19 protein-coding genes are annotated in these 18,070 nt (G+C 64.9%); 13 read left to right on the top strand and 6 right to left on the bottom strand.

Annotation, left to right across the window (positions count from 1 at the left end; translation table 11 throughout):
- Positions 1–154 precede the first annotated feature (154 nt).
- From PD284_RS19960 to guaA, 5 genes are all read left to right on the top strand, one after another.
- A complete protein-coding gene (locus PD284_RS19960) occupies positions 155–1,441 on the top strand; it encodes an RsmB/NOP family class I SAM-dependent RNA methyltransferase (RefSeq protein WP_274629884.1) in 1,287 nt (428 codons plus the stop codon).
- 82 nt (positions 1,442–1,523) lie between these two features.
- Positions 1,524–1,976: a TspO/MBR family protein gene (locus tag PD284_RS19955; RefSeq protein ID WP_274629883.1), complete on the top strand. Its 453-nt coding sequence runs from the start codon at positions 1,524–1,526 to the stop codon at positions 1,974–1,976.
- Between the two features lie 79 nt (positions 1,977–2,055).
- Entirely contained in the window at positions 2,056–2,514 is a 459-nt protein-coding gene (locus PD284_RS19950) for a PaaI family thioesterase (RefSeq protein WP_274629882.1), read from the top strand.
- Positions 2,515–2,664: 150 nt separating this feature from the next.
- Positions 2,665–3,342 carry a 5'-methylthioadenosine/S-adenosylhomocysteine nucleosidase gene (locus PD284_RS19945; RefSeq protein WP_274629881.1) on the top strand — a complete coding sequence of 226 codons (678 nt, stop codon included), beginning with the start codon at positions 2,665–2,667 and terminating at the stop codon, positions 3,340–3,342.
- 55 nt (positions 3,343–3,397) lie between these two features.
- Entirely contained in the window at positions 3,398–4,960 is a 1,563-nt protein-coding gene (gene guaA / locus PD284_RS19940) for a glutamine-hydrolyzing GMP synthase (RefSeq protein WP_274629880.1), read from the top strand.
- A 120-nt stretch (positions 4,961–5,080) separates the two neighbouring features.
- Here the strand turns inward: guaA and PD284_RS19935 are convergent, their stop codons facing one another.
- The gene (locus PD284_RS19935; RefSeq protein ID WP_274629879.1) at positions 5,081–5,977 is read right to left on the bottom strand and encodes a LysR family transcriptional regulator; all 897 of its coding nucleotides are present in this window, start codon (positions 5,975–5,977) and stop codon (positions 5,081–5,083) included.
- A 102-nt stretch (positions 5,978–6,079) separates the two neighbouring features.
- On the opposite strand from PD284_RS19935, the gene PD284_RS19930 reads away from it, so the two are divergent.
- Entirely contained in the window at positions 6,080–6,508 is a 429-nt protein-coding gene (locus PD284_RS19930; protein WP_274629878.1) for a VOC family protein, read from the top strand.
- Positions 6,509–6,655: 147 nt separating this feature from the next.
- Here the strand turns inward: PD284_RS19930 and PD284_RS19925 are convergent, their stop codons facing one another.
- Positions 6,656–7,216 carry a nucleoside-diphosphate kinase gene (locus PD284_RS19925; protein WP_274629877.1) on the bottom strand — a complete coding sequence of 187 codons (561 nt, stop codon included), beginning with the start codon at positions 7,214–7,216 and terminating at the stop codon, positions 6,656–6,658.
- A gap of 179 nt (positions 7,217–7,395) precedes the next feature.
- The gene (rnk, locus tag PD284_RS19920) at positions 7,396–7,836 is read right to left on the bottom strand and encodes a nucleoside diphosphate kinase regulator (RefSeq protein ID WP_274629876.1); all 441 of its coding nucleotides are present in this window, start codon (positions 7,834–7,836) and stop codon (positions 7,396–7,398) included.
- A 270-nt stretch (positions 7,837–8,106) separates the two neighbouring features.
- Here rnk and PD284_RS19915 point away from each other — a divergent pair, with 270 nt between their 5' ends.
- Positions 8,107–8,568: an arsenate reductase gene (locus PD284_RS19915; RefSeq protein ID WP_338036669.1), complete on the top strand. Its 462-nt coding sequence runs from the start codon at positions 8,107–8,109 to the stop codon at positions 8,566–8,568.
- A gap of 172 nt (positions 8,569–8,740) precedes the next feature.
- Here PD284_RS19915 and PD284_RS19910 read toward each other — a convergent pair whose 3' ends face one another.
- Together PD284_RS19910 and PD284_RS19905 are read right to left on the bottom strand one after the other, a co-directional pair.
- Positions 8,741–9,997 (bottom strand): aminopeptidase, encoded by a 1,257-nt coding sequence (locus tag PD284_RS19910; RefSeq protein ID WP_274629875.1) that lies wholly within the window; start codon positions 9,995–9,997, stop codon positions 8,741–8,743.
- A 63-nt stretch (positions 9,998–10,060) separates the two neighbouring features.
- A complete protein-coding gene (locus PD284_RS19905; RefSeq protein ID WP_274629874.1) occupies positions 10,061–10,990 on the bottom strand; it encodes a LysR substrate-binding domain-containing protein in 930 nt (309 codons plus the stop codon).
- A gap of 96 nt (positions 10,991–11,086) precedes the next feature.
- On the opposite strand from PD284_RS19905, the gene PD284_RS19900 reads away from it, so the two are divergent.
- The 3 genes from PD284_RS19900 to sbmA all read left to right on the top strand — a co-directional run bounded on the left by PD284_RS19900 (position 11,087) and on the right by sbmA (position 13,930).
- The gene (locus PD284_RS19900) at positions 11,087–11,374 is read left to right on the top strand and encodes a hypothetical protein (protein ID WP_274629873.1); all 288 of its coding nucleotides are present in this window, start codon (positions 11,087–11,089) and stop codon (positions 11,372–11,374) included.
- 57 nt (positions 11,375–11,431) lie between these two features.
- Positions 11,432–12,538: a YbfB/YjiJ family MFS transporter gene (locus PD284_RS19895; protein ID WP_274629872.1), complete on the top strand. Its 1,107-nt coding sequence runs from the start codon at positions 11,432–11,434 to the stop codon at positions 12,536–12,538.
- Positions 12,539–12,664: 126 nt separating this feature from the next.
- Entirely contained in the window at positions 12,665–13,930 is a 1,266-nt protein-coding gene (gene sbmA, locus PD284_RS19890) for a peptide antibiotic transporter SbmA (protein WP_274629871.1), read from the top strand.
- Positions 13,931–13,949: 19 nt separating this feature from the next.
- On the opposite strand, the gene PD284_RS19885 is transcribed toward sbmA, so the two are convergent.
- Entirely contained in the window at positions 13,950–14,954 is a 1,005-nt protein-coding gene (locus PD284_RS19885; protein WP_274629870.1) for a polysaccharide deacetylase family protein, read from the bottom strand.
- A gap of 143 nt (positions 14,955–15,097) precedes the next feature.
- On the opposite strand from PD284_RS19885, the gene PD284_RS19880 reads away from it, so the two are divergent.
- The 3 genes from PD284_RS19880 to der all read left to right on the top strand — a co-directional run bounded on the left by PD284_RS19880 (position 15,098) and on the right by der (position 17,904).
- On the top strand, positions 15,098–15,667 hold the full coding sequence (locus PD284_RS19880) for an NnrU family protein (RefSeq protein ID WP_274629869.1): 570 nt from the start codon (positions 15,098–15,100) through the stop codon (positions 15,665–15,667).
- Positions 15,668–15,791: 124 nt separating this feature from the next.
- A complete protein-coding gene (locus PD284_RS19875; RefSeq protein WP_274629868.1) occupies positions 15,792–16,457 on the top strand; it encodes a tetratricopeptide repeat protein in 666 nt (221 codons plus the stop codon).
- 7 nt (positions 16,458–16,464) lie between these two features.
- Positions 16,465–17,904, top strand: a complete 1,440-nt coding sequence (gene der / locus PD284_RS19870) for a ribosome biogenesis GTPase Der (RefSeq protein ID WP_274629867.1) — start codon at positions 16,465–16,467, stop codon at positions 17,902–17,904.
- Positions 17,905–18,070 lie beyond the last annotated feature (166 nt).

Raw genomic sequence — 18,070 nt, 5'->3', positions numbered from 1 at the left:
ACGACATTCGTCCGGCATTGCGATCGGCGCTTACGCAGGGGCAGGTGGGCGTCGGGGCAAGCGGCCCACGACGAGGTGTTTGTTCGACTTGTCTTCGTTGACCGTGATCGGTAGCAACGCGCCGACGGGTCAACCGAAATCGGGAATTCCGAACATGCGCCTTGGCGGACGACTGGCTGCGGCCATTGAAGTGATCGACGACATCGAGCGCGGCCCTCGGCCGGTTGCCGACGCAATGAAGGATTGGGGACTCTCCCATCGGTTCGCCGGGGCCGGCGATCGCGCCGCGATCGGCAACATTGTCTACGATGCTCTTCGCCGCAAGCGATCCTCTGCCTGGCTGCTCGATGCCGACACGCCGCGCGCTCTCGCCTTCGGCGCGCTGCTGGGGCAGGCCGACGCGAGCCCCGCGCAACTGAACGCGGAACTGGAGGGCGACCGTTTTGCTCCTGCCATGCTGGACGACACGGAACTATCGACCATCGCCAGGCAGCGCGAGATCGTGCCGCCGGACGCCGTGCGCGCCGATTGCTCCGACTGGTGCGCGCCGCTGCTGCAGGAAGCCTATGGCGAGGCCTGGGTGGATGAAGCCCGCGCCATGGCCGAGCGCCCGCCGCTCGACCTGCGCGTCAACACGCTGAAGGCCGACGAGGGCAGGGTGCTTGCCGAACTCGAGGGGACCGGCGCGGTACCGACGGCACTGGCCAGGCACGGTCTTCGCATTCCGCCGATCGCGGGCCTTGGCCGGCATCCGAACGTCCAGGCAGAGGCGGCGTTCCAGAACGGCTGGTTCGAGGTTCAGGACGAAGGGTCGCAGATCGCAGCCGATCTTGCCGGCGCGACGCCCGCCATGCAGGTGCTCGACTATTGCGCGGGCGCCGGCGGCAAGACGCTGGCGCTGGCGGCGGCGATGGAGAACCACGGCCAGATCTTCGCACATGATGCGGAGAAGCAGCGACTGAAGCCGATCTTCGAACGCCTGCAGCGGGCCGGGGTTCGCAACGCGCAAGTCGTGAGCCGTGTCGGGGAGCTCGAAAAGCACAAGGAGCAGTTCGACCTTGTCGTGGTCGACGCGCCTTGCACGGGCAGCGGCACCTGGCGACGGCGTCCGGACGCCAAGTGGCGCCTGTCGGAGCGCCAGCTAGAGGTCCGCAGGGCCGAGCAATCGGACATCCTCGACAAGACCTCGGCCTTCGTGAAGCCGGGCGGCATGCTGGCCTACATCACCTGCTCCATCTTCGAGGCCGAGAATTTCGGGCAGATCGACGCCTTTCTGCAGCGGACGCCTGGCTGGGCGCCCGTCGACCATGTCGCCTTGTGGAACGGGCGTTTTCCCCACGCGGCCGGCCGGGCGCGGGTCGACTTCAATCGTGGCATCCGCCTGTCGCCGCTGCTGACCGGAACTGACGGCTTCTACTTCGCCGGCCTGCGCCGCCAGTAAACCGTTCATCGGCGGTCCGGCGTTGACCGTGGCCGCCGGCTCTCCATGTAACGGTTCTTCCCTCGGCAACGGACGGACCGCAATGAACCGCATTTTTTCCCTTGCAGGCTTCCTTCTCCTGGTGGTCGGCGGCGGTCTTTTGATCGGCTACCTCACTGCGCCCGGCCCATGGTATGCCGCGCTCGACAAGCCGCCCTTCAACGCGCCCAACTGGCTGTTCGGCCCGGTATGGTCGCTTCTCTACGTGCTGATCGCAGTGGCGGGCTGGCGCATCTGGCCGCGCGACCTGAAAGGCCGCCTCCGCTCGCTGTGGTCGGCGCAACTGGTCCTCAATTTCTTGTGGCCTATCGCCTTCTTCGGCCTGCGCAGCCCCGCGCTGGCCTTGGTGGTCATCCTCCTGCTGCTTGCAACCATCCTTGCCTTCATCGCGCAGGCACAGCGGTGCGATCGTCTCGCCGCGGCGCTCTTTTTCCCGTATGCCGCCTGTGTGGCGTTCGCGACTGTCCTCAATGCGTCGATCTGGTGGCTCAACTGAAGCATGCTGCAATGCAGCAGAATCCGTTGCGCGGGGTCGGCGCCTTTGCGATAACCGGCAAAGAAAAGGGCGAGGAACGATGACGGCCAAGTTCGAAGCTGCAGCCGACTACGAGGAGCGCGTGCGTGCTTCCTTTGCGCGACAGTCAGCCATGCAGACCATCGGCGCGGAGCTCACGCTGGTGACGCCTGGCATCGTCGAAATGGAGATGCCCTTTTCCCCGCAACTGACCCAGCAGCACGGATTTCTGCATGCGGGCGTCATCTCCACGGCGCTGGATTCGGCTTGCGGCTATGCGGCCTTCTCGTTAATGCCGCCTGACGCCGCCGTGCTGACGATCGAGTTCAAGGTCAACCTGCTGGCGCCCGGCAAGGGCGAGCGCTTCCTGTTCCGAGGTACGGTGACCAAGCCCGGACGCACCATCATCGTCGCTGACGGGCAGGCCTATGCGTTCGGGGCAGATGGCGAAGCGAAGCTCATCGCCACCATGACTGGCACGATGATGACTATCACTGGGCGCGGCGATATCGCTGGCTGAGCGGCGCTCCGCGGGCCTGGTCGGGAGGTCGCCGCGGCGCGATGTCGCTCCTTTGCATTGGCTCATGGCATTGCTCGCGTCTGGGGCATTCTCTAGATGCCGCCGGCAACCGACCCCTCCAACGTGATGGGTCCCGGGCGAGGGTATGAAATGGATTGCAGCGACGGAGCAGCGGCCGGCAGGCCGCCGCTGGCGGATCTTGCAGGACGCAAGGTTCTGTTCGTGATGGCGACGCAAGCCGAATACGGGCCGCATCTACAGCGCCTTTTCAAGCCACTGATGACGGGCGTCGGGCCGGTTGAGGCAGGCGTCCGTCTCGGCATGGCCCTGACCGAACTCAAGCTTGCGGGCCACCTCCCGGATTTCGTCGTATCGCTCGGCTCGGCAGGCAGCCGCCGCCTGAAACGGACCGACATTTTTCAGGTCTCCTCGGTTCTCTACCGCGACATGGATGCATCGGCCTTCGGCTTCGCCAAGCACACTACGCCCTATCTCCGCCTGCCGGCGACGCTCCCTCTGCCGCTGCGCATCCCCGGCATCGCCGAGGCGAGCGTGTCGACGAGCGGGGCCGTCATCGCAGGCGCCGTCTTCGACGATATCGCCGAAGACATGGTGGAAATGGAAACCTTCGCCTGCATGCGCGCCTGCCAGATCTTCGGCGTGCCGCTGATCGGCCTGCGCGGCATCTCAGATGGCGACACCGACGTCGGCGGCGTGCACGATTGGAAAGAGTATCTCCACGTGATCGACGAGAAGCTGGCGGCAGCCATCGCCGACCTTGAACAGGCGATTGCCGCCGGCACACTGGAAACACGGCAGGACGCATAGCCTCCATGCACATCCGGGCATTGCGCCGGCACGGTTCTTTCTTTAAAGGCCCGCCATGACGAACGCAGCCCACCCCGATACCGTCCTCATCATAGACTTCGGCAGCCAGGTCACGCAGCTGATCGCCCGGCGCATCCGCGAGGCGGGAGTCTATTCCGAGATCGTTCCCTTCCAGTCCGCCGACGAAGCGTTCAGGCGCCTCAAGCCGAAAGCCGTCGTCCTGTCCGGCGGTCCGGCCTCCACCATCGACACCGGCAGCCCGCGCGCGCCTGACGCGATCTTCGAAGCCGGCATCCCGGTGCTCGGCATCTGCTACGGCGAGCAGACCATGTGCATGCAGCTCGGCGGCAAGGTTGAGGGGGGCCTCCACCGCGAGTTCGGCCGCGCATTCCTCGAGGTGGCGGAGGACAGTGCGCTGTTCGACGGCGTCTGGGCGAAGGGCACCCGTCACCAGGTGTGGATGAGCCATGGCGACCGTGTGACCGCCATTCCGCCCGGGTTCCGCGTGATCGGCACGTCGACCGGCGCGCCCTTTGCCGCAATCGCTGACGAAGCGCGCAAATTCTATGCCGTCCAGTTCCATCCGGAGGTGGTGCACACCCCGGACGGCGCAAAACTCCTGGCCAACTTCGTGCAGAAGATCGCTGGCATCGAGAGCGACTGGACCATGTCGGCCTACCGCGCCAATGCGGTGGAGGCCATCCGCAAGCAGGTCGGCAAGGGCAAGGTGATCTGCGCGCTGTCGGGCGGCGTCGATTCGTCCGTGGCCGCGCTGCTGATCCATGAGGCGGTCGGCGATCAGCTCACCTGCATCCTTGTGGACCACGGCCTGATGCGCAAGGACGAGGCGAAGAACGTCGTCGCCATGTTCCGCGAGCACTACAACCTGCCGCTGATCCTCGTCGACGCCTCCGACCGCTTCATCTCGGCGCTGGAGGGGGAAACCGATCCCGAAGCCAAGCGCAAGACCATTGGCCGCCTGTTCATCGAGGTGTTCGAGGAAGAAGCCAAGAAGCTTGGCGGGGCCGAGTTCCTGGCCCAGGGCACGCTCTACCCGGACGTGATCGAGAGCGTTTCCTTCACCGGCGGACCTTCGGTGACGATCAAGTCGCACCACAATGTCGGCGGCCTGCCCGAGCGCATGAACATGAAGCTCGTCGAGCCGCTGCGCGAGCTGTTCAAGGACGAGGTGCGGGCGCTCGGCAAGGAACTCGGCCTGCCTGATCACTTCATCGGTCGCCATCCGTTCCCAGGGCCGGGCCTGGCGATCCGCTGCCCCGGCGGCGTCACCCGCGAGAAGCTGGAGATCTTGCGCGAGGCCGACGCCATCTACCTCGACGAGATCCGCAAGGCGGGGCTGTACGACGCCATCTGGCAGGCCTTCGCCGTGCTGCTGCCAGTGCAAACCGTCGGCGTCATGGGCGACGGCCGCACCTACGAATTCGTCTGCGCGCTACGCGCCGTGACCTCGGTCGACGGCATGACGGCCGACTTCTACCACTACGACATGGGCTTCCTCGGCGCGACGGCAACGCGCATCATCAACGAGGTGCGCGGCATCAACCGGGTCGTCTACGACGTGACCAGCAAGCCGCCCGGCACGATCGAGTGGGAGTGAGGGACACAAGCGGCGGCATTGGCGCGGTTCGGCGATCTTCACGTCGTTCCGCCCGCATCTGAACTCCGTCGATTGTGCTTGGCGCGCCAATCTCATCACGAAGGTTTCCACGGCGCTCGGCTACAATCTCGCTGCTCGCAGGTGTTCGGCCACCATGTCGATGAACAATCTGGTCTTTGCAGGCATGAGTTTCCCGCCTTGCCATACCGCATGGATCGGCACGGGCGGTGGCTCGAAATCGACCAGGACGAGTTCCAGCCTGCCATCATCGACGGACTCGTGAATCTGCCAAAGAGGGGCGAAGCCGATGCCGATCCCCGACAGCGCGGCAGCACGCATTATCGAAGCGCTATTGTCCGAACGAAAGCGCCCAGTCACCTGAACCTCCTTGGTTTCGCCATTGTCCGTGTAAGGCCAACGCACGTTTGGCGCTCCCTCCGACCGCACGAGACATTGATGGTGGGTGAGATCTCGCGGATGGCTGGGACGGCCGTGCGTTGCCAGATATGCCGGTGACGCGAAGAACGCGCGACGCAACTCCCCAAGCCGCTTGGCCTTCAGATCGGTGTCGCGCAGCTCGCCAATCCTGATCGCTAGGTCCAAACGTTCTTCGACAAGGTCGGCGAACCTGCCGGAAAGTCGAAGGTCGAGTTCGATCTTCGGATACCGCGCCATGAACTCCGCGGCGGCGGGCACGATGTAGGGCGGCGCGAAGAACGTTGGCGCACCCACGCGGAGCAGGCCGCTCGCCTCGATCTTCCTGCTCCCGGCCTCCAGCTTAGCCTCGATGATTTCCGAAAGCGCAGGTTGGACACGTCGGAAAAACTCTGCCCCCGCCTCGGTCGGACTGAGCTGACGGGTCGTGCGGCGGATGAGCTCGACGCCAACGCTGGCTTCCAATGTCGACAGCGCCCGGCTTACGGACTGCACCGGACGACCCATCCGGCGGGCCGCGGCGGTGAGGCTCCCGCCTTCGACTATGGCGACAAAGGTGTCGAGATCGTCCAGGCGGCTCATCGATTATCCCACTTTTCCGGAAAGTGCTTACCATTCTAATGGGATTGCAGGCAACAATGCGAAAATCTAGTTTGGGCTGAGCAAACCCGCTGGACAATTGAAATGCCCAAGATGATTTTCGTGAACTTGCCGGTAGCGGATCTTGCAGCCGCAACGCGGTTCTACGAGGCGATTGGCTGCAAGAAGAATCCTGATTTCAGCGACGAGTCCTCGTCTTCGATGGTCTGGTCGGATGCCATCACCTTCCAGCTGCTGACCCGCGATTACTTCTCGACGTTCACGCCGAAGGAGATTCCCGACGCGCACCGGACGAGCCAGGTCTTGTTGGCGCTTTCGCATGAAAGCCGAGACGACGTCGACGCCGCGACTGAGGCGGCCGCGGCTGCTGGGGGACGCGTCGATATTCGGGAGAAGCACGACATGGGTTTCATGTACAACCGTGCGATCGAAGACCGTGATGGTCATGTCTTCGAGCTGATCTGGACCGATATGTCGGCCATGCCGACGGCGCAGAACGCCAGCGCCCCTTAAGGAGCGGCGGCGTGCATCGCCGCCGAGCCCGCTTCGAGGATCCCTATCTCCTCACAAAGGATTCGATGGGTCAGCCGCAAAGGCCTAAGCACGCTGTCGAAAAGTTCGAATACGACGGAGAGTCGAGGGTCGCGCCCGCGAACGCCCCTATGCTGCAGACGGTCCGGGATCGTCGAAGCCGTTGTCGGCCGGCATCGGGACCTTTGGCTTGGCTGGCGGCAGCGTGTCCGTGCTGCTCACCAGGCGCAGAAAGGGCGCTGATTTTGACGCGCTGCCGGTCGAAGAATCCCCGTCGCCTGCCGCCTTTTCCCGCCTGTCCGCTTCCGGCTGGTACATCACCTCGGTCACCGTCAGCGTTTCCGGAAGGCCATCCTTGCCCGGTATGGTGATCGATTGCCCTTCGGCCAGCCCCAGCAGAGCGAGGCCGCGCGGATTGGTGATGGGCAGGATCATGCCGACGAGACCGCGCATCTGATCGTGCGCGATGATGCGGACTTCCGACGGACCGCCGTCGACGTGATAGGCGACCCTGCTGCTGAGCGTGACCACATTCGCCGGGATGTCCTCGCGGAACATCACGACGGCGTCGGAAGTCTTGCGGCGCAGAAGGGCGGACATCACCTCGTCATGCTGGAAATGCCTCTCCAGCATCACTTCCAGGATGGTGTAGTCCTTGGTTGTAAGTTGACAGGCATTCGTCTCGGACATGTCGCGTCTCCACCGGCCGGCCCGAGGGCGGCACCCGGCCTCAGGCGTTGAACTGATCGTGAAATCTGTCCCCTGAGCCCGGCAGTCGCGCAGGCGCAGGGGTCAGACTCCCGTGATCAGGCTACCCGCGTGATTGAGGAGGCGGCGGACGAGGCGTGACATGTCGGTTTCCGTGCAGCCTATGCAGACAGGACGGACGGAGCGGGGTCGGGCGTGCTCTCCGGTGCATCGACGCTCAGCACCGAAAGCTCGTGAGTGCGCCCGTCCCGCGCGGTCCACGCCATGGACTGGCCGGCCGACAGGCCGATCAGGGCGGTCCCGATGGGCGTCAGGATCGACACCTTGCCCTGGGCGATGTCGGCATCGCCCGGGAAGACCAGCGTGACGGTCTTTGCTTCACCGGTGTCCGGCTTGAAGGTCACCGTCGAGCCCATGCGCACGATGGTCGCCGGCACCGCGTCGTCGGCCACGACCCGAGCCCGGTCCAGCTCCGCGAGCAGTTCGTCGGAGAGATCCGGGTTGCGCTCGGCATACGATTCGGCGAGCACGGACAGGCGTGCGTGCTCGGTCTTGGCGATGCGGATTTCCGGCTTGCGGCGCGGTCGCGACTTTTCTTGCATTTGAATGATCCGTGTTCATGCCACACCGGCCCAGGGGGCCGGTCATGGTCGTTTTGGAAGTTTTGTTTGAGTGCGTTAGCCGGGAGGAGAAGCTGTCCCGGAATTTCCGCCATACGTCGCCCCGCGGCTCGGGGCGCCTATTGCGACCGAGCCGGGGGTTACGCTCCCGCGATGGGGCATACCCGGAATGGCAATGCGCCGTTGATTTTGGCAACGTTGTTCATGACGCCATAGTTGGGGATGCGGTCGGGGAAGTCAAGCGGGGCTCAAATGACGCAGGGCGCGACCCCGAACCTGCCTGTTTTCAAGAACTTCACGGCGTTTGCGAACCTTGAGGCCTCGGCGACGACAGGCTATGCGCAGCAGAGAATGGAGGCACCGATGGCGGTCACACTTTACGGATTCAAGAGCTGCGACACTGTGAAGAAGGCGCGGAATTGGCTCGATAGCCAGGGGATTGAGCACGAATTCTTCGACTATCGTGTGAAGAAACTCGATCCGGAGATCGTCGACGGCTGGTTCAAACGCGCCGGCTGGGAAAAGGTGCTCAACCGCAACAGCACGACGTTCAAGGAACTGCCCGACGCCGACAAGGCGAAGATCGACGAGGATGCCGCGCGCCGGATGATTCTAGCGGAAACCAATCTCATAAAGAGGCCGGTGCTCGACACCGGCGACCGGCTGCTCTTCGGCTTCAAGGCCGATGCCTATGAGGAGGCGGTCAAGAGATAGCGCTCTCGTCCTCCTCGATGGGGAAGTGCTGAGCCCCCGGGTCCGGCCTTTGGCCAATCCAAGGACAGGTCAGGTGAGACGTACGGGTCTCTGCAGGTACGCGAGTGCTTTCCCCCGCCCGGCCCATCCGGCCGCCCTCGCCATCGAGAGGAGGGGGCCAGCGCCGACTCAGCTACGCCCACTCGCCATTTCGCATGACCGGGGTGCGGTTCCCCTGCGCATCCAGCCCGTCAATGTCGATCTCGCCCGAACCGATCATCCAGTCGATGTGAATGAGGCTCTTGTTGCCGCCGCGTGCGGCGATCTCCTCGGCTGACAGCGATGCGCCGTTCACGAAGCAATCCGAGTAACACTGGCCGAGCGCGATATGGCTCGCTGCGTTCTCGTCAAAGAGGGTGTTATAGAAAAGCAGCCCGCTTTTCGAGATCGGCGAGGAATGGGGCACCAGCGCAACCTCTCCGAGCCGGCGTGCACCCTCGTCGGTGTCCAGCACTTTTTGCAGCACGGTCTCGCCCCTGGACGCCTTCGCCTCGACGATCCGGCCGGCCTCGAACCGCACCTCGATGTCGTCGATCAGCGTGCCCTGGTAGGACAGCGGCTTGGTGCTGCGCACGCGGCCCTCGACGCGCCGCGCATGCGGCGTGGTGAACACTTCTTCGGTCGGGATGTTGGGATTGCACGTGATCCCGTTCTTGGCGTTGGAGGCGCCGCCCTTCCACTCATGTCCGTCGGCGAGGCCGATCGTCAGGTCGGTGCCCGGGCCGGTGTAGTGCAGGGAATGGAAGTTCTTGCCGTTCAGCCACTGGGTGCGGCTGCGCAGGGCCGCATTGTGAGCCTGCCAGTTGGCAACGGGATCGGCCACGTCGACCCGGGAGGCTGAAAAGATGGCGTTTGCCAGCTTGGCGACGGCGACATCCTCCTCGTCGTTCGGGAAGACCAGCTTGGCCCAGGCCGCGTCGGGATAGGCCACGATCGTCCAGTTGATGTCGAAGCCGGTGATCTTCTCCAGTGCCGGCTGGTAGGCGATCGAGTTGGCCTTGTTGGCGCGCGAAACCTTTGCGGGATCCTCGTTGGCCAGCAGCATGGGGTTGTCGCTGCGCACCGCGAGTCGCGCAGCACCCTCGCCGAACGCCTTCGCCATGCCGTCGTAGAGCCAGCCGGCAGCGCGGTCGAAACCCGCCTCCGCGCCGTGGCGGAACCGCGCCAGCGTCATCTCGTCGTCGTTGACAAGGCAGGTCACCAGCCCGGCGCCGGCCTTGTAGGCATGCTCGGTGATGCGGCGCGCCAGCGGCAGCGCGGCGACCGATGACGTCATCACCAGATCCTGGCCCGGCGCGAGCTGCAGGCCGACCTTGATCGCCACCTCGGCCAGCTTGTCGAGTTTTGCGGGGTCGATTGCGGGGGCGGCATTGCGCGGATAGTCGCTCATCGGGAGTCCTCTGTGCAGGTTCGTGCCGGACACATAGTCCTGTCGGGACCAAGCGCCAATAGGTCAGCCGGCGGAGCGGTCCTGATCCTGTCCGCGCCCGGCGATGCACCGCGTGGCGTCAGCCACCTCTTCGATCACCCATCGCTTGAAGAGGCTCACCTTGCGCTCGACGCGCCGGTTCTCCGGCGTCACGAAGTAGTGCGCGAACCCGGTCCGTGCGCGAACCCCGAACGGTTCGACGAGCCGCCCGTCCGCAAGCGCGTCGCCCGCCAGCATCTGCCAGCCCAGCATCACGCCGTGTCCGGACAGTACGGCGTCGAGGCACAGCAGCACATCGGTGAAGCTGATGCCCTCCAGGCTCTTGACCGGCTTGACGCCGGCGGCAGCGAACCAGTCGTCCCAGGAGATCATGGTGCTGATGTCGCTGATCAGGTGCACCCGCGCCAGATCCTGGATAGACTGAAGCCGGCTCGCGATCGACGGCGCGCAGATCGGGAAGACGTCCATGTCGATCAGCTTCTCCGTCTGCACGCGCGGCCAATCGCCATTGCCCAGCCTGATCGCGAGATCGACGCCGGAGGCTTCCAGGTCGACCAGATTCGTGGACGCGTCGATGCGGAACAGGATTTCGGGATGAAGCGCAAAGAAGCGGCTGAGCCGCGGCACGAGGAAGCGCGAGGCGAAGGCCGGCGCGACCGACACCGTCAGAGTGTTCGTCGCCTGCTCCTCGGCCAGCGCGATGGCCTCGTCCAGCTCCCGGAAGCCGGCCGTCAGCCGCGCGGCGATCCGCGTGCCGAATTCGGTCGGAACCAGCCCGGTCCGTGTCCGTGTGAAGAGGGGCCGGCCGAACTGCGCTTCTGTCCGCGCCACCTGCTGGCTGACCGCGCTGGACGACACGCCGAGCTCGTCGCCGGCCTTTTGCAGCGACCCGAGGCGCGTCACGCTTTCGACGGCGCGCAGCCCGTTCAGGTGAACCGAGTTCAGTCGTCTCATCAAGAAAACCTAAAGCAGGCCCTCCGAAATCTCGATTGCGGCAATGTCCGAGCAAGACGAAATTATAGGCACGAAACGAGTGCACGGAGAAGACCCATGAAGATTATCTCCATGCTCAGCAAACTGTTCGAACCGGCTGCTGCAACGCTGCTGCACCACGCGGACGACTGTGCTGCGTGGATGCGCGATCCTCTCGCCCATCCGGTCGTCGCGGCTATGTCACTGCGCGAACTGGCGGACCTTCCGCGGCGGGGGCACGTCAGCCCGATCGGGAGCCGTCCGCCGCAGGCAGCCGCATCCGACTGGTACGCTGAACCTGCGGAATGCATCAACGGAATGTCGGTCGTGGCCCTGACTTCGGGCGTTGCAGCCGTCCCGTCCTGACATATGGTCTGCGCCATGCAGGGCGCTCACTCTCCTGTCAGATTCGCAGTTGCGGGAATGCTCGCCCTGGCGGCGGCCATGGGGATCGGCCGCTTCGTCTACACGCCGATCCTGCCATCCATGATGACGCAGCTCGGCCTGACTGCGGGGGAGGCGGGGCTGATCGCCTCGGCCAACTATCTCGGCTATCTGCTTGGCGCGCTCGCTTCGGCGGGCGGCTGGGCCGCCGGCCGCGAGCGCGCGATCATGCTGTCCGGGCTCGGGGCGAGCGCCGTCCTCGCGGCCACGATGGGGCTGACCACATCGGCCGCGGCGTTCGTCGCCATCCGGTTCCTTGCCGGTCTCGCCAGCGCCTTCGTCATGGTCTTCGCGGCTGCCATCGTCTTCGGGCGGCTGGCCGCCGCCGGCAGGAGTGATCTGCAGAGTGTCCATTTCGCCGGTGTCGGCGTCGGCATAGCGATATCGGCAGTGATGATCGCCTTGCTGCACGTCGCCTCGGCAGGCTGGGCCGCGGCCTGGTTCTGGTCGGGCGCGATCTCGGCTGCAGCACTTGCGGGGGTGGCGGTGCTCGCCGAGCGGGGGCCGCCGGCCGCGGCCGGTGCTCCGGCCCGGGAACCGGGATTGCCGAGGAACCGCGCGCTGACGTCGATCATCCTCGCCTACGGGCTCTTCGGGTTCGGCTACATCGTGACGGCCACCTTCCTCGTCGCCATCGTCAGGCAAAACGGCGAGGGCCCCCTGTTCGAGTCGCTCGTCTGGCTTGTCACCGGTGTGGTCATCGTCCCTTCCATCTACCTCTGGCAGCAGGTCGCGGGGCGCATAGGCCTCGCGAAGGCCTTCGCCGCCGGCTGTGCGGTCGAGGCGGCCGGGGTGGTCGCCAGCGTGGCGCTAGGCGGAAAGTCGGGGCCGATCATCGGCGGTGCGCTGCTCGGCGGCACCTTCGTCGCGATCACCGCGCTCGGGCTCCAGCTTGGTCGGCTGGCCGCCCCCGATGCCCCCCGCCGCGTCTTCGCGCTGATGACCGCCTCCTTCGGTTTCGGTCAGATCGTCGGACCGGTCGTCGCCGGAATTGCTGCCGAGGCGACCGGGAGCTATCTGTGGCCCTCGCTGGCCGCCGCACTCGCACTTGTGATCGGTGCGCTTCTTGTCGTGCGGGCGGATTGAACCAAAATCGCCACTTTTCGCGTATCTGACGCGACGCCCGGCCGGTTCATCAGCGTTTCAATTCCAACCGAACTGTGACTTGATGCCGGCCAATCCCCTGATTTGCTCCGAAAGGAACATGGCCAAGTGTTCGTCTCCTTCTTCCCGAAGCCGAAGCTCTTTTTCATATCCGCTGCGGCCTGGAGCCTCTTCGCCGTCCTCTTCTGGTTCTTCGGCGGCGAACAGCTCGGCGCCATGTTCGGCATGCCGCCGGCGCCGGCCGGGCAGCCGCCAGTGCTCGGCGTGCCCGTCTTCGCGACGGCGCCGTTCATCTGGTTCTACATCTACTATGCGTTCTTCGTCGGCGCCTTCTATCTGTTCTGGCGATTCTATGCCCCGCACCCGTGGCAGGACTGGTCGATCCTGGGCTCGTCGCTCATCCTGTTCTCGACCTACATCTCGGTGCAGCTCTACGTCGCAATCAACAACTGGCGCGGCCCGTTCTTCGACCTCTTCCAGAAGGCGATTACGACCGCCGGCTCGGTCAGCGCCGGGGAACTCTACAGCCTGTTCTGGATCTACGTCTGGATCGGCATGACCAACATCATGCTGTTCGTCATCACGCGCTTCTTCGTCAGCCACTACATCTTCCGCTGGCGCACCGCGATGAACGACTACTACATGGCGCACTGGCAGAGGCTGCGCCACATCGAGGGCGCCTCGCAGCGCGTGCAGGAAGACACCATGCGCTTCGCCGCGACGATGGAGGGGCTGGGCGTCGCCTTCATCGATTCGGCCATGACGCTGATCGCCTTCCTGCCGCTGTTGGCCGCGCTTTCAGCGCACGTGCCGGTGCTGCCGCTGATCGGCGAGATACCTTATTCGCTGGTCTTCGCTGCGGTCGGCTGGTCCATCTTCGGCACGATTCTGCTGATGGTGGCGGGCATCAAGCTGCCGGGCCTCGAATTCAAGAACCAGCGCGTCGAAGCGGCCTACCGCAAGGAACTCGTCTACGGCGAGGACGATCCGGATCGCGCCCGCCCGCCGACCGTGAAGGAGCTCTTCGCGCACGTGCGAAAGAACTACTTCACGCTCTATTTCCACTACGCCTACTTCAACATCATCCGCTCGGGTTTCGGCCAGGCGGACGCCATCTTCTCCAGCCTGATCCTGATCCCGACGATCGCGGCCGGAAAGATCACGATGGGCATCTGGCAGCAGATCGCCACCGCTTTCGGCCAGGTCTCGTCGTCGTTCCAGTATCTTGTCTCGGCCTGGCCGACGATCATCGAGCTGCTGTCGATCTACAAGCGCCTGCGCGCCTTCGAGGCCACCCTGGACGGCGAGCCCCTGCCGGATCTCGACAGGCACTTCCTCGAGAAGCAGAGCAAGGGTCAGGTCGAACTGGCCTGATCCGGCGGGCGTGGGCGGCTCAGCCGCCCACGTCGCCGTCGGCGATAGCGGTCTCGGTCCTGCCCAGGTAGTCGCTGTAGGTAATGCAGGCGACATCTGGCCGAATGCAGGCCTCGGCGGCGAACCGCTCCAACGCGCGCCAATAGGCGCCGCCGTTCATCATGGTGAAGTGGAAGCCGAGCTGGAGCGGCCTGCGTTCGCCGGCCATCTCCTTGTCCAGCGCCCTCATGAATGCACTGTAGGCGCGGTCCTCGAAGACGGCGCCTTCGTCGACGCGCTCGGAGCCGCCCGAATGGCGGACGAACAGATTGTAGTCCATCGCCAGGACGCGGCGCTCCTTGGGACCTTCGGGTATCTGGGGCAATGCGAAACGTGCCACCGTCCCGGACCGGTCCGGCTGCTGCGGCTCCCGTGAGACGCCGCTCGCATCATAGGCGAGCCCTTTGGCCGCAAGCGCATGGTAGAGGCCAGGGCCCGTCGACAGATAGGGCGCCCGGAACCCCTTGATGCCGAAATTGGCGAAGTCACGCCAGCCGGCGGGTTCTCCGCCGAGCCCGTTCGCCTCGTAGGCGTTGGCGAGCGTCGTGCGGAAGGATCGGAATTCCGACATCCAGTCGGCCTTGCTCCAGTCCTTGCCGTCGAAATGTCCACAGGCGTGACTGCCGATCTCGTGCCCTTCGTTTCGCGCCCCCCAGATCTGGGTGAGTCGTTCGGCGATGTCGTCGCGCGAGGGGGCGAAGCCGATGTTCGACTTGCCTGCAGGGAGCGATGGCGGGTCGTAGCTCGCGCGCCTGTCTCTCGGGATCAAGAACACGCAGGAGAGAAAATAGGTGAACCTGGCGCCCGTCATGTCGGCCAGGGCGCGGCTGCGTTTCCACTCGGCGATGCCGTTCGAATTGTCGAAGGAGATCAGCACGTACTGGGGATCCGCGGACTTGACGAAGCTCTGCCCCGGCTCGGCGAGCGCCAGCGTGGAGGACGATACGAACGCGGCGATCGCGCCCGCGCGGACGAGACTGGACATGTTGAACGCGCTACCCGACTGAAAAGGATGGCCCGTAGGGTGCAAATGTGGCCGGGATTGGGAGCGGAGGTCGCTTGCGTGCAGCCGCTTATCGACTAGGCTGCCGCAGCCAGCGAGATTCTACCAGCCAGCGAGGGGTCGCCATGCTCATTCTCATCCTCGGCCTGATCATCTTTCTCGGCGTCCATTCCGTCCGCATCGTCGCGCCGCAATGGCGCGAGGAGCGGCGCGCTGCAATGGGCGAGGGGCCGTGGAAGGGCGTCTATTCGCTCATATCGCTTGTCGGCTTCGTGCTCATCGTCTGGGGCTTTGGGATGGCGCGCTCCGAAACGGGCATCCTCTACGATCCACCGGTAGGGCTGCGCCATCTCGCCGCGCTGCTGATGCTTCTGGCCTTCATCTCGCTCGGCGTTTTCGCGCTGCCTGCGGGCCGCCTGAAACCTATGCTGAAACACCCGATGCTGGTCGCCGTGAAGACGTGGGCGGTCGCCCACCTGCTCGCCAACGGCGAGACGGCGTCGGTCGTCCTGTTCGGCGCATTCCTTGCTTGGGCGGTTGCGGACCGCATCTCGGTGAAGAGGCGGAGCGCACCGCTCCCGGCGCCCGGACCGGTCTCGTACGACATTGGCGCGGTCGCGTTCGGTATCATCCTCTACCTGCTTTTCGTATGGAAGCTGCACCTTTGGCTCATCGGCGTACCGCCGCTCGGTTAGGGTCGGATCGATCGAATTGACGGGGTGTTGGCGTGATTCTCCGCGCCGCCCCTTCCAACCGTACGAAATTTCGCTAAAACGCGGGCTCGATTAGCGCCCCGCTGGGCGAAAACGGGCAGCGAGCATGTCGGACGACAGTTTCATCCGCGAGGTCAACGAGGAGATCCGCCAGGATCAGGCGAAGGCGATCTGGGATCGCTATGGCGCCATGGCGATCGCTCTCGCCGTGCTCGTGATCCTGGCGACGGCGGGCTACGTGGCCTACGACTACTGGGATAGCTCGCGCGCCAACGCTTCAGGCGACAGATTCTCCCAGGCGCTTCTGCTCGCCAATGAAGGCAAGAACGACGAGGCGGTCGCCGCGCTCAAGGTTCTCGAGGACGACGGCTATGGCGCCTATCCGTTGCTGGCGCGCATGCGCGCCGCCACGGTGCTTGCCGACAAGGGCGATTTCGCCGGAGCCGTTGCCGGCTTCGATGCTGTGGCGGCGGATACGTCGATCCCGGTCGCCATCCGCGACATGGCGAAGCTTCGCGCGGCTTTCGTGCTGGTCGACAACGGCAGCTACCAAGACGTGGCGACGCGCGTGGAGGCTCTGGCCGTCGACACCAACCCGCTGCGCCACTCGGCGCGCGAGGCGCTGGCGCTTTCGGCCTGGAAGGAGGGCAAGGCCTCCGACTCGCTCAAGCTTTTCGAACAGATCACGGCCGACGAAGCCGCACCGCGAAACATCCGCGAGCGCGCGACGATGATGTCCGAACTGATCCGCGGCTCCGGCGCGGCATCCTGAGAGTCCGGTGAGCTTCACGGCGGCAATCATAGGTCGACCCAACGTCGGCAAATCGACGCTTTTCAACCGCCTCGTCGGCAAGAAGCTGGCGCTGGTTGACGACACGCCGGGCGTGACGCGCGACCGGCGCAAGCATGCGGCGAAGCTCTACGATCTGGAGTTCGATGTCATAGACACGGCCGGTTTCGAGGACTCTGCGCCCGAGACCCTCGCTGGCCGCATGCGCCAGCAGACCGAGATCGCGATTCGCGAAGCCGACGTCATTTTCTTCCTCGTCGATGCAAAGTCGGGTCTGTTGCCTGACGACAAGACCTTTGCCGAGATCGTGCGGCGTTCGGGGAAGCCGGTCGTGCTGGTCGCCAACAAGGCCGAGGCGCGCGGCGCGACGGGCGGCCTGCTGGAAGCCTGGGAACTCGGGCTCGGCGAGCCGATTCCGGTTTCGGCCGAGCATGGCCAGGGCCTGCCGGATCTCCGCGACGCCGTCGTCGAGGCGCTTGGCCATGAGCGCGCTTTTGGCAGCGACGATGAGGACGACGACGCAGAGGCGATCGCTGAGAACGAGGTTCTGATCGGCGAGGATATCGATCCTGAAGCCGACGAGGGTCCCGCCTATGACGAATCAAAGCCGCTGAGAATTGCGGTCGTCGGCCGCCCGAACGCCGGCAAGTCCACATTGATCAACACGCTGATCGGTGAAGAACGGCTGCTGACCGGACCCGAAGCCGGCATCACCCGCGATTCCATCTCCGTCGACTGGGACTGGCGTGGGCGCCGGATGAAGCTCTTCGACACGGCCGGCATGCGCCGCAAGGCGAAGGTTCAGGAGAAGCTGGAGAAGCTGTCAGTCTCCGACGGGCTGCGCGCGATCCGCTTCGCCGAAGTCGTCGTCATCGTGTTCGACGCGACCATCCCGTTCGAGAAGCAGGACCTGCAGATCGCCGACCTCATCATCCGCGAGGGCAGGGCGCCGGTCATCGCCTTCTCCAAATGGGACCTGATCGACGAGCCGCAGCAGGCGCTCGCCGAGCTGCGCGAGAAGACCGAACGGCTTCTGCCCCAGGTGCGCGGCATTCGTGCCGTGCCGATCTCGGCGGAGACCGGTCGCGGTCTCGAGAAATTGATGGAGGCGGTCGTCTCCACCCACCAGATATGGAACCGTCGCGTCTCTACGGGGCGCCTCAACCGCTGGCTGGAGCGCATTCTCGCCCACCATCCGCCGCCGGCGGTCGCCGGCCGTCGTCTCAAGATCAAGTATGTGACGCAGGCGAAGACCCGTCCGCCGGGCTTCGTCGTGTCCTGCTCGCGGCCGGATGCAATGCCGCAGTCCTATGTCCGCTATCTGGTGAACAGCCTGCGCGAGGCCTTCGACATGCCGGGCGTGCCGATCCGCGTCGCCCTGCGGACATCCGAAAATCCTTTCGCCGGCAGGGCCAGGAAGCGCACGTAGGGCGGCGGGCATTCTGACGAATGCAAGTCCGCCGCTCTCTCTGTTCCCAATCCGTATTTGTGTGACGCCAGACGAGTCCGCCTGGCGGCAAAAATGCTCCAGTCGGGCCGCCAGTCGCATTTCGTCCAAACTCGTCCGTTAACCGCTCATCAAGGTTAATGCATCA

Source organism: Mesorhizobium shangrilense (assembly GCF_028826155.1).
Classification (GTDB): Bacteria; Pseudomonadota; Alphaproteobacteria; order Rhizobiales; family Rhizobiaceae; genus Arvimicrobium; species Arvimicrobium flavum.
Note: the sequence above shows the minus strand (reverse complement) of the source record. Positions and strands in the feature narration are given on the sequence as shown.

What these genes read in the sequence shown, in the direction of transcription:
- PD284_RS19900 (WP_274629873.1), top strand. Translation starts at nt 11,087, where the DNA reads ATGAAGATTATCTCCATGCTCAGCAAACTGTTCGAACCGGCTGCTGCA.
- rnk (WP_274629876.1), bottom strand. Translation starts at nt 7,836, where the DNA reads ATGCAAGAAAAGTCGCGACCGCGCCGCAAGCCGGAAATCCGCATCGCC.
- PD284_RS19955 (WP_274629883.1), top strand. Translation starts at nt 1,524, where the DNA reads ATGAACCGCATTTTTTCCCTTGCAGGCTTCCTTCTCCTGGTGGTCGGC.
- PD284_RS19915 (WP_338036669.1), top strand. Translation starts at nt 8,107, where the DNA reads ATGACGCAGGGCGCGACCCCGAACCTGCCTGTTTTCAAGAACTTCACG.
- PD284_RS19875 (WP_274629868.1), top strand. Translation starts at nt 15,792, where the DNA reads ATGTCGGACGACAGTTTCATCCGCGAGGTCAACGAGGAGATCCGCCAG.
- PD284_RS19885 (WP_274629870.1), bottom strand. Translation starts at nt 14,954, where the DNA reads ATGTCCAGTCTCGTCCGCGCGGGCGCGATCGCCGCGTTCGTATCGTCC.
- PD284_RS19945 (WP_274629881.1), top strand. Translation starts at nt 2,665, where the DNA reads ATGGATTGCAGCGACGGAGCAGCGGCCGGCAGGCCGCCGCTGGCGGAT.
- PD284_RS19895 (WP_274629872.1), top strand. Translation starts at nt 11,432, where the DNA reads ATGCTCGCCCTGGCGGCGGCCATGGGGATCGGCCGCTTCGTCTACACG.
- PD284_RS19925 (WP_274629877.1), bottom strand. Translation starts at nt 7,216, where the DNA reads ATGTCCGAGACGAATGCCTGTCAACTTACAACCAAGGACTACACCATC.
- PD284_RS19905 (WP_274629874.1), bottom strand. Translation starts at nt 10,990, where the DNA reads ATGAGACGACTGAACTCGGTTCACCTGAACGGGCTGCGCGCCGTCGAA.
- guaA (WP_274629880.1), top strand. Translation starts at nt 3,398, where the DNA reads ATGACGAACGCAGCCCACCCCGATACCGTCCTCATCATAGACTTCGGC.
- PD284_RS19910 (WP_274629875.1), bottom strand. Translation starts at nt 9,997, where the DNA reads ATGAGCGACTATCCGCGCAATGCCGCCCCCGCAATCGACCCCGCAAAA.
- PD284_RS19935 (WP_274629879.1), bottom strand. Translation starts at nt 5,977, where the DNA reads ATGAGCCGCCTGGACGATCTCGACACCTTTGTCGCCATAGTCGAAGGC.
- PD284_RS19960 (WP_274629884.1), top strand. Translation starts at nt 155, where the DNA reads ATGCGCCTTGGCGGACGACTGGCTGCGGCCATTGAAGTGATCGACGAC.
- PD284_RS19880 (WP_274629869.1), top strand. Translation starts at nt 15,098, where the DNA reads ATGCTCATTCTCATCCTCGGCCTGATCATCTTTCTCGGCGTCCATTCC.
- PD284_RS19930 (WP_274629878.1), top strand. Translation starts at nt 6,080, where the DNA reads ATGCCCAAGATGATTTTCGTGAACTTGCCGGTAGCGGATCTTGCAGCC.
- PD284_RS19950 (WP_274629882.1), top strand. Translation starts at nt 2,056, where the DNA reads ATGACGGCCAAGTTCGAAGCTGCAGCCGACTACGAGGAGCGCGTGCGT.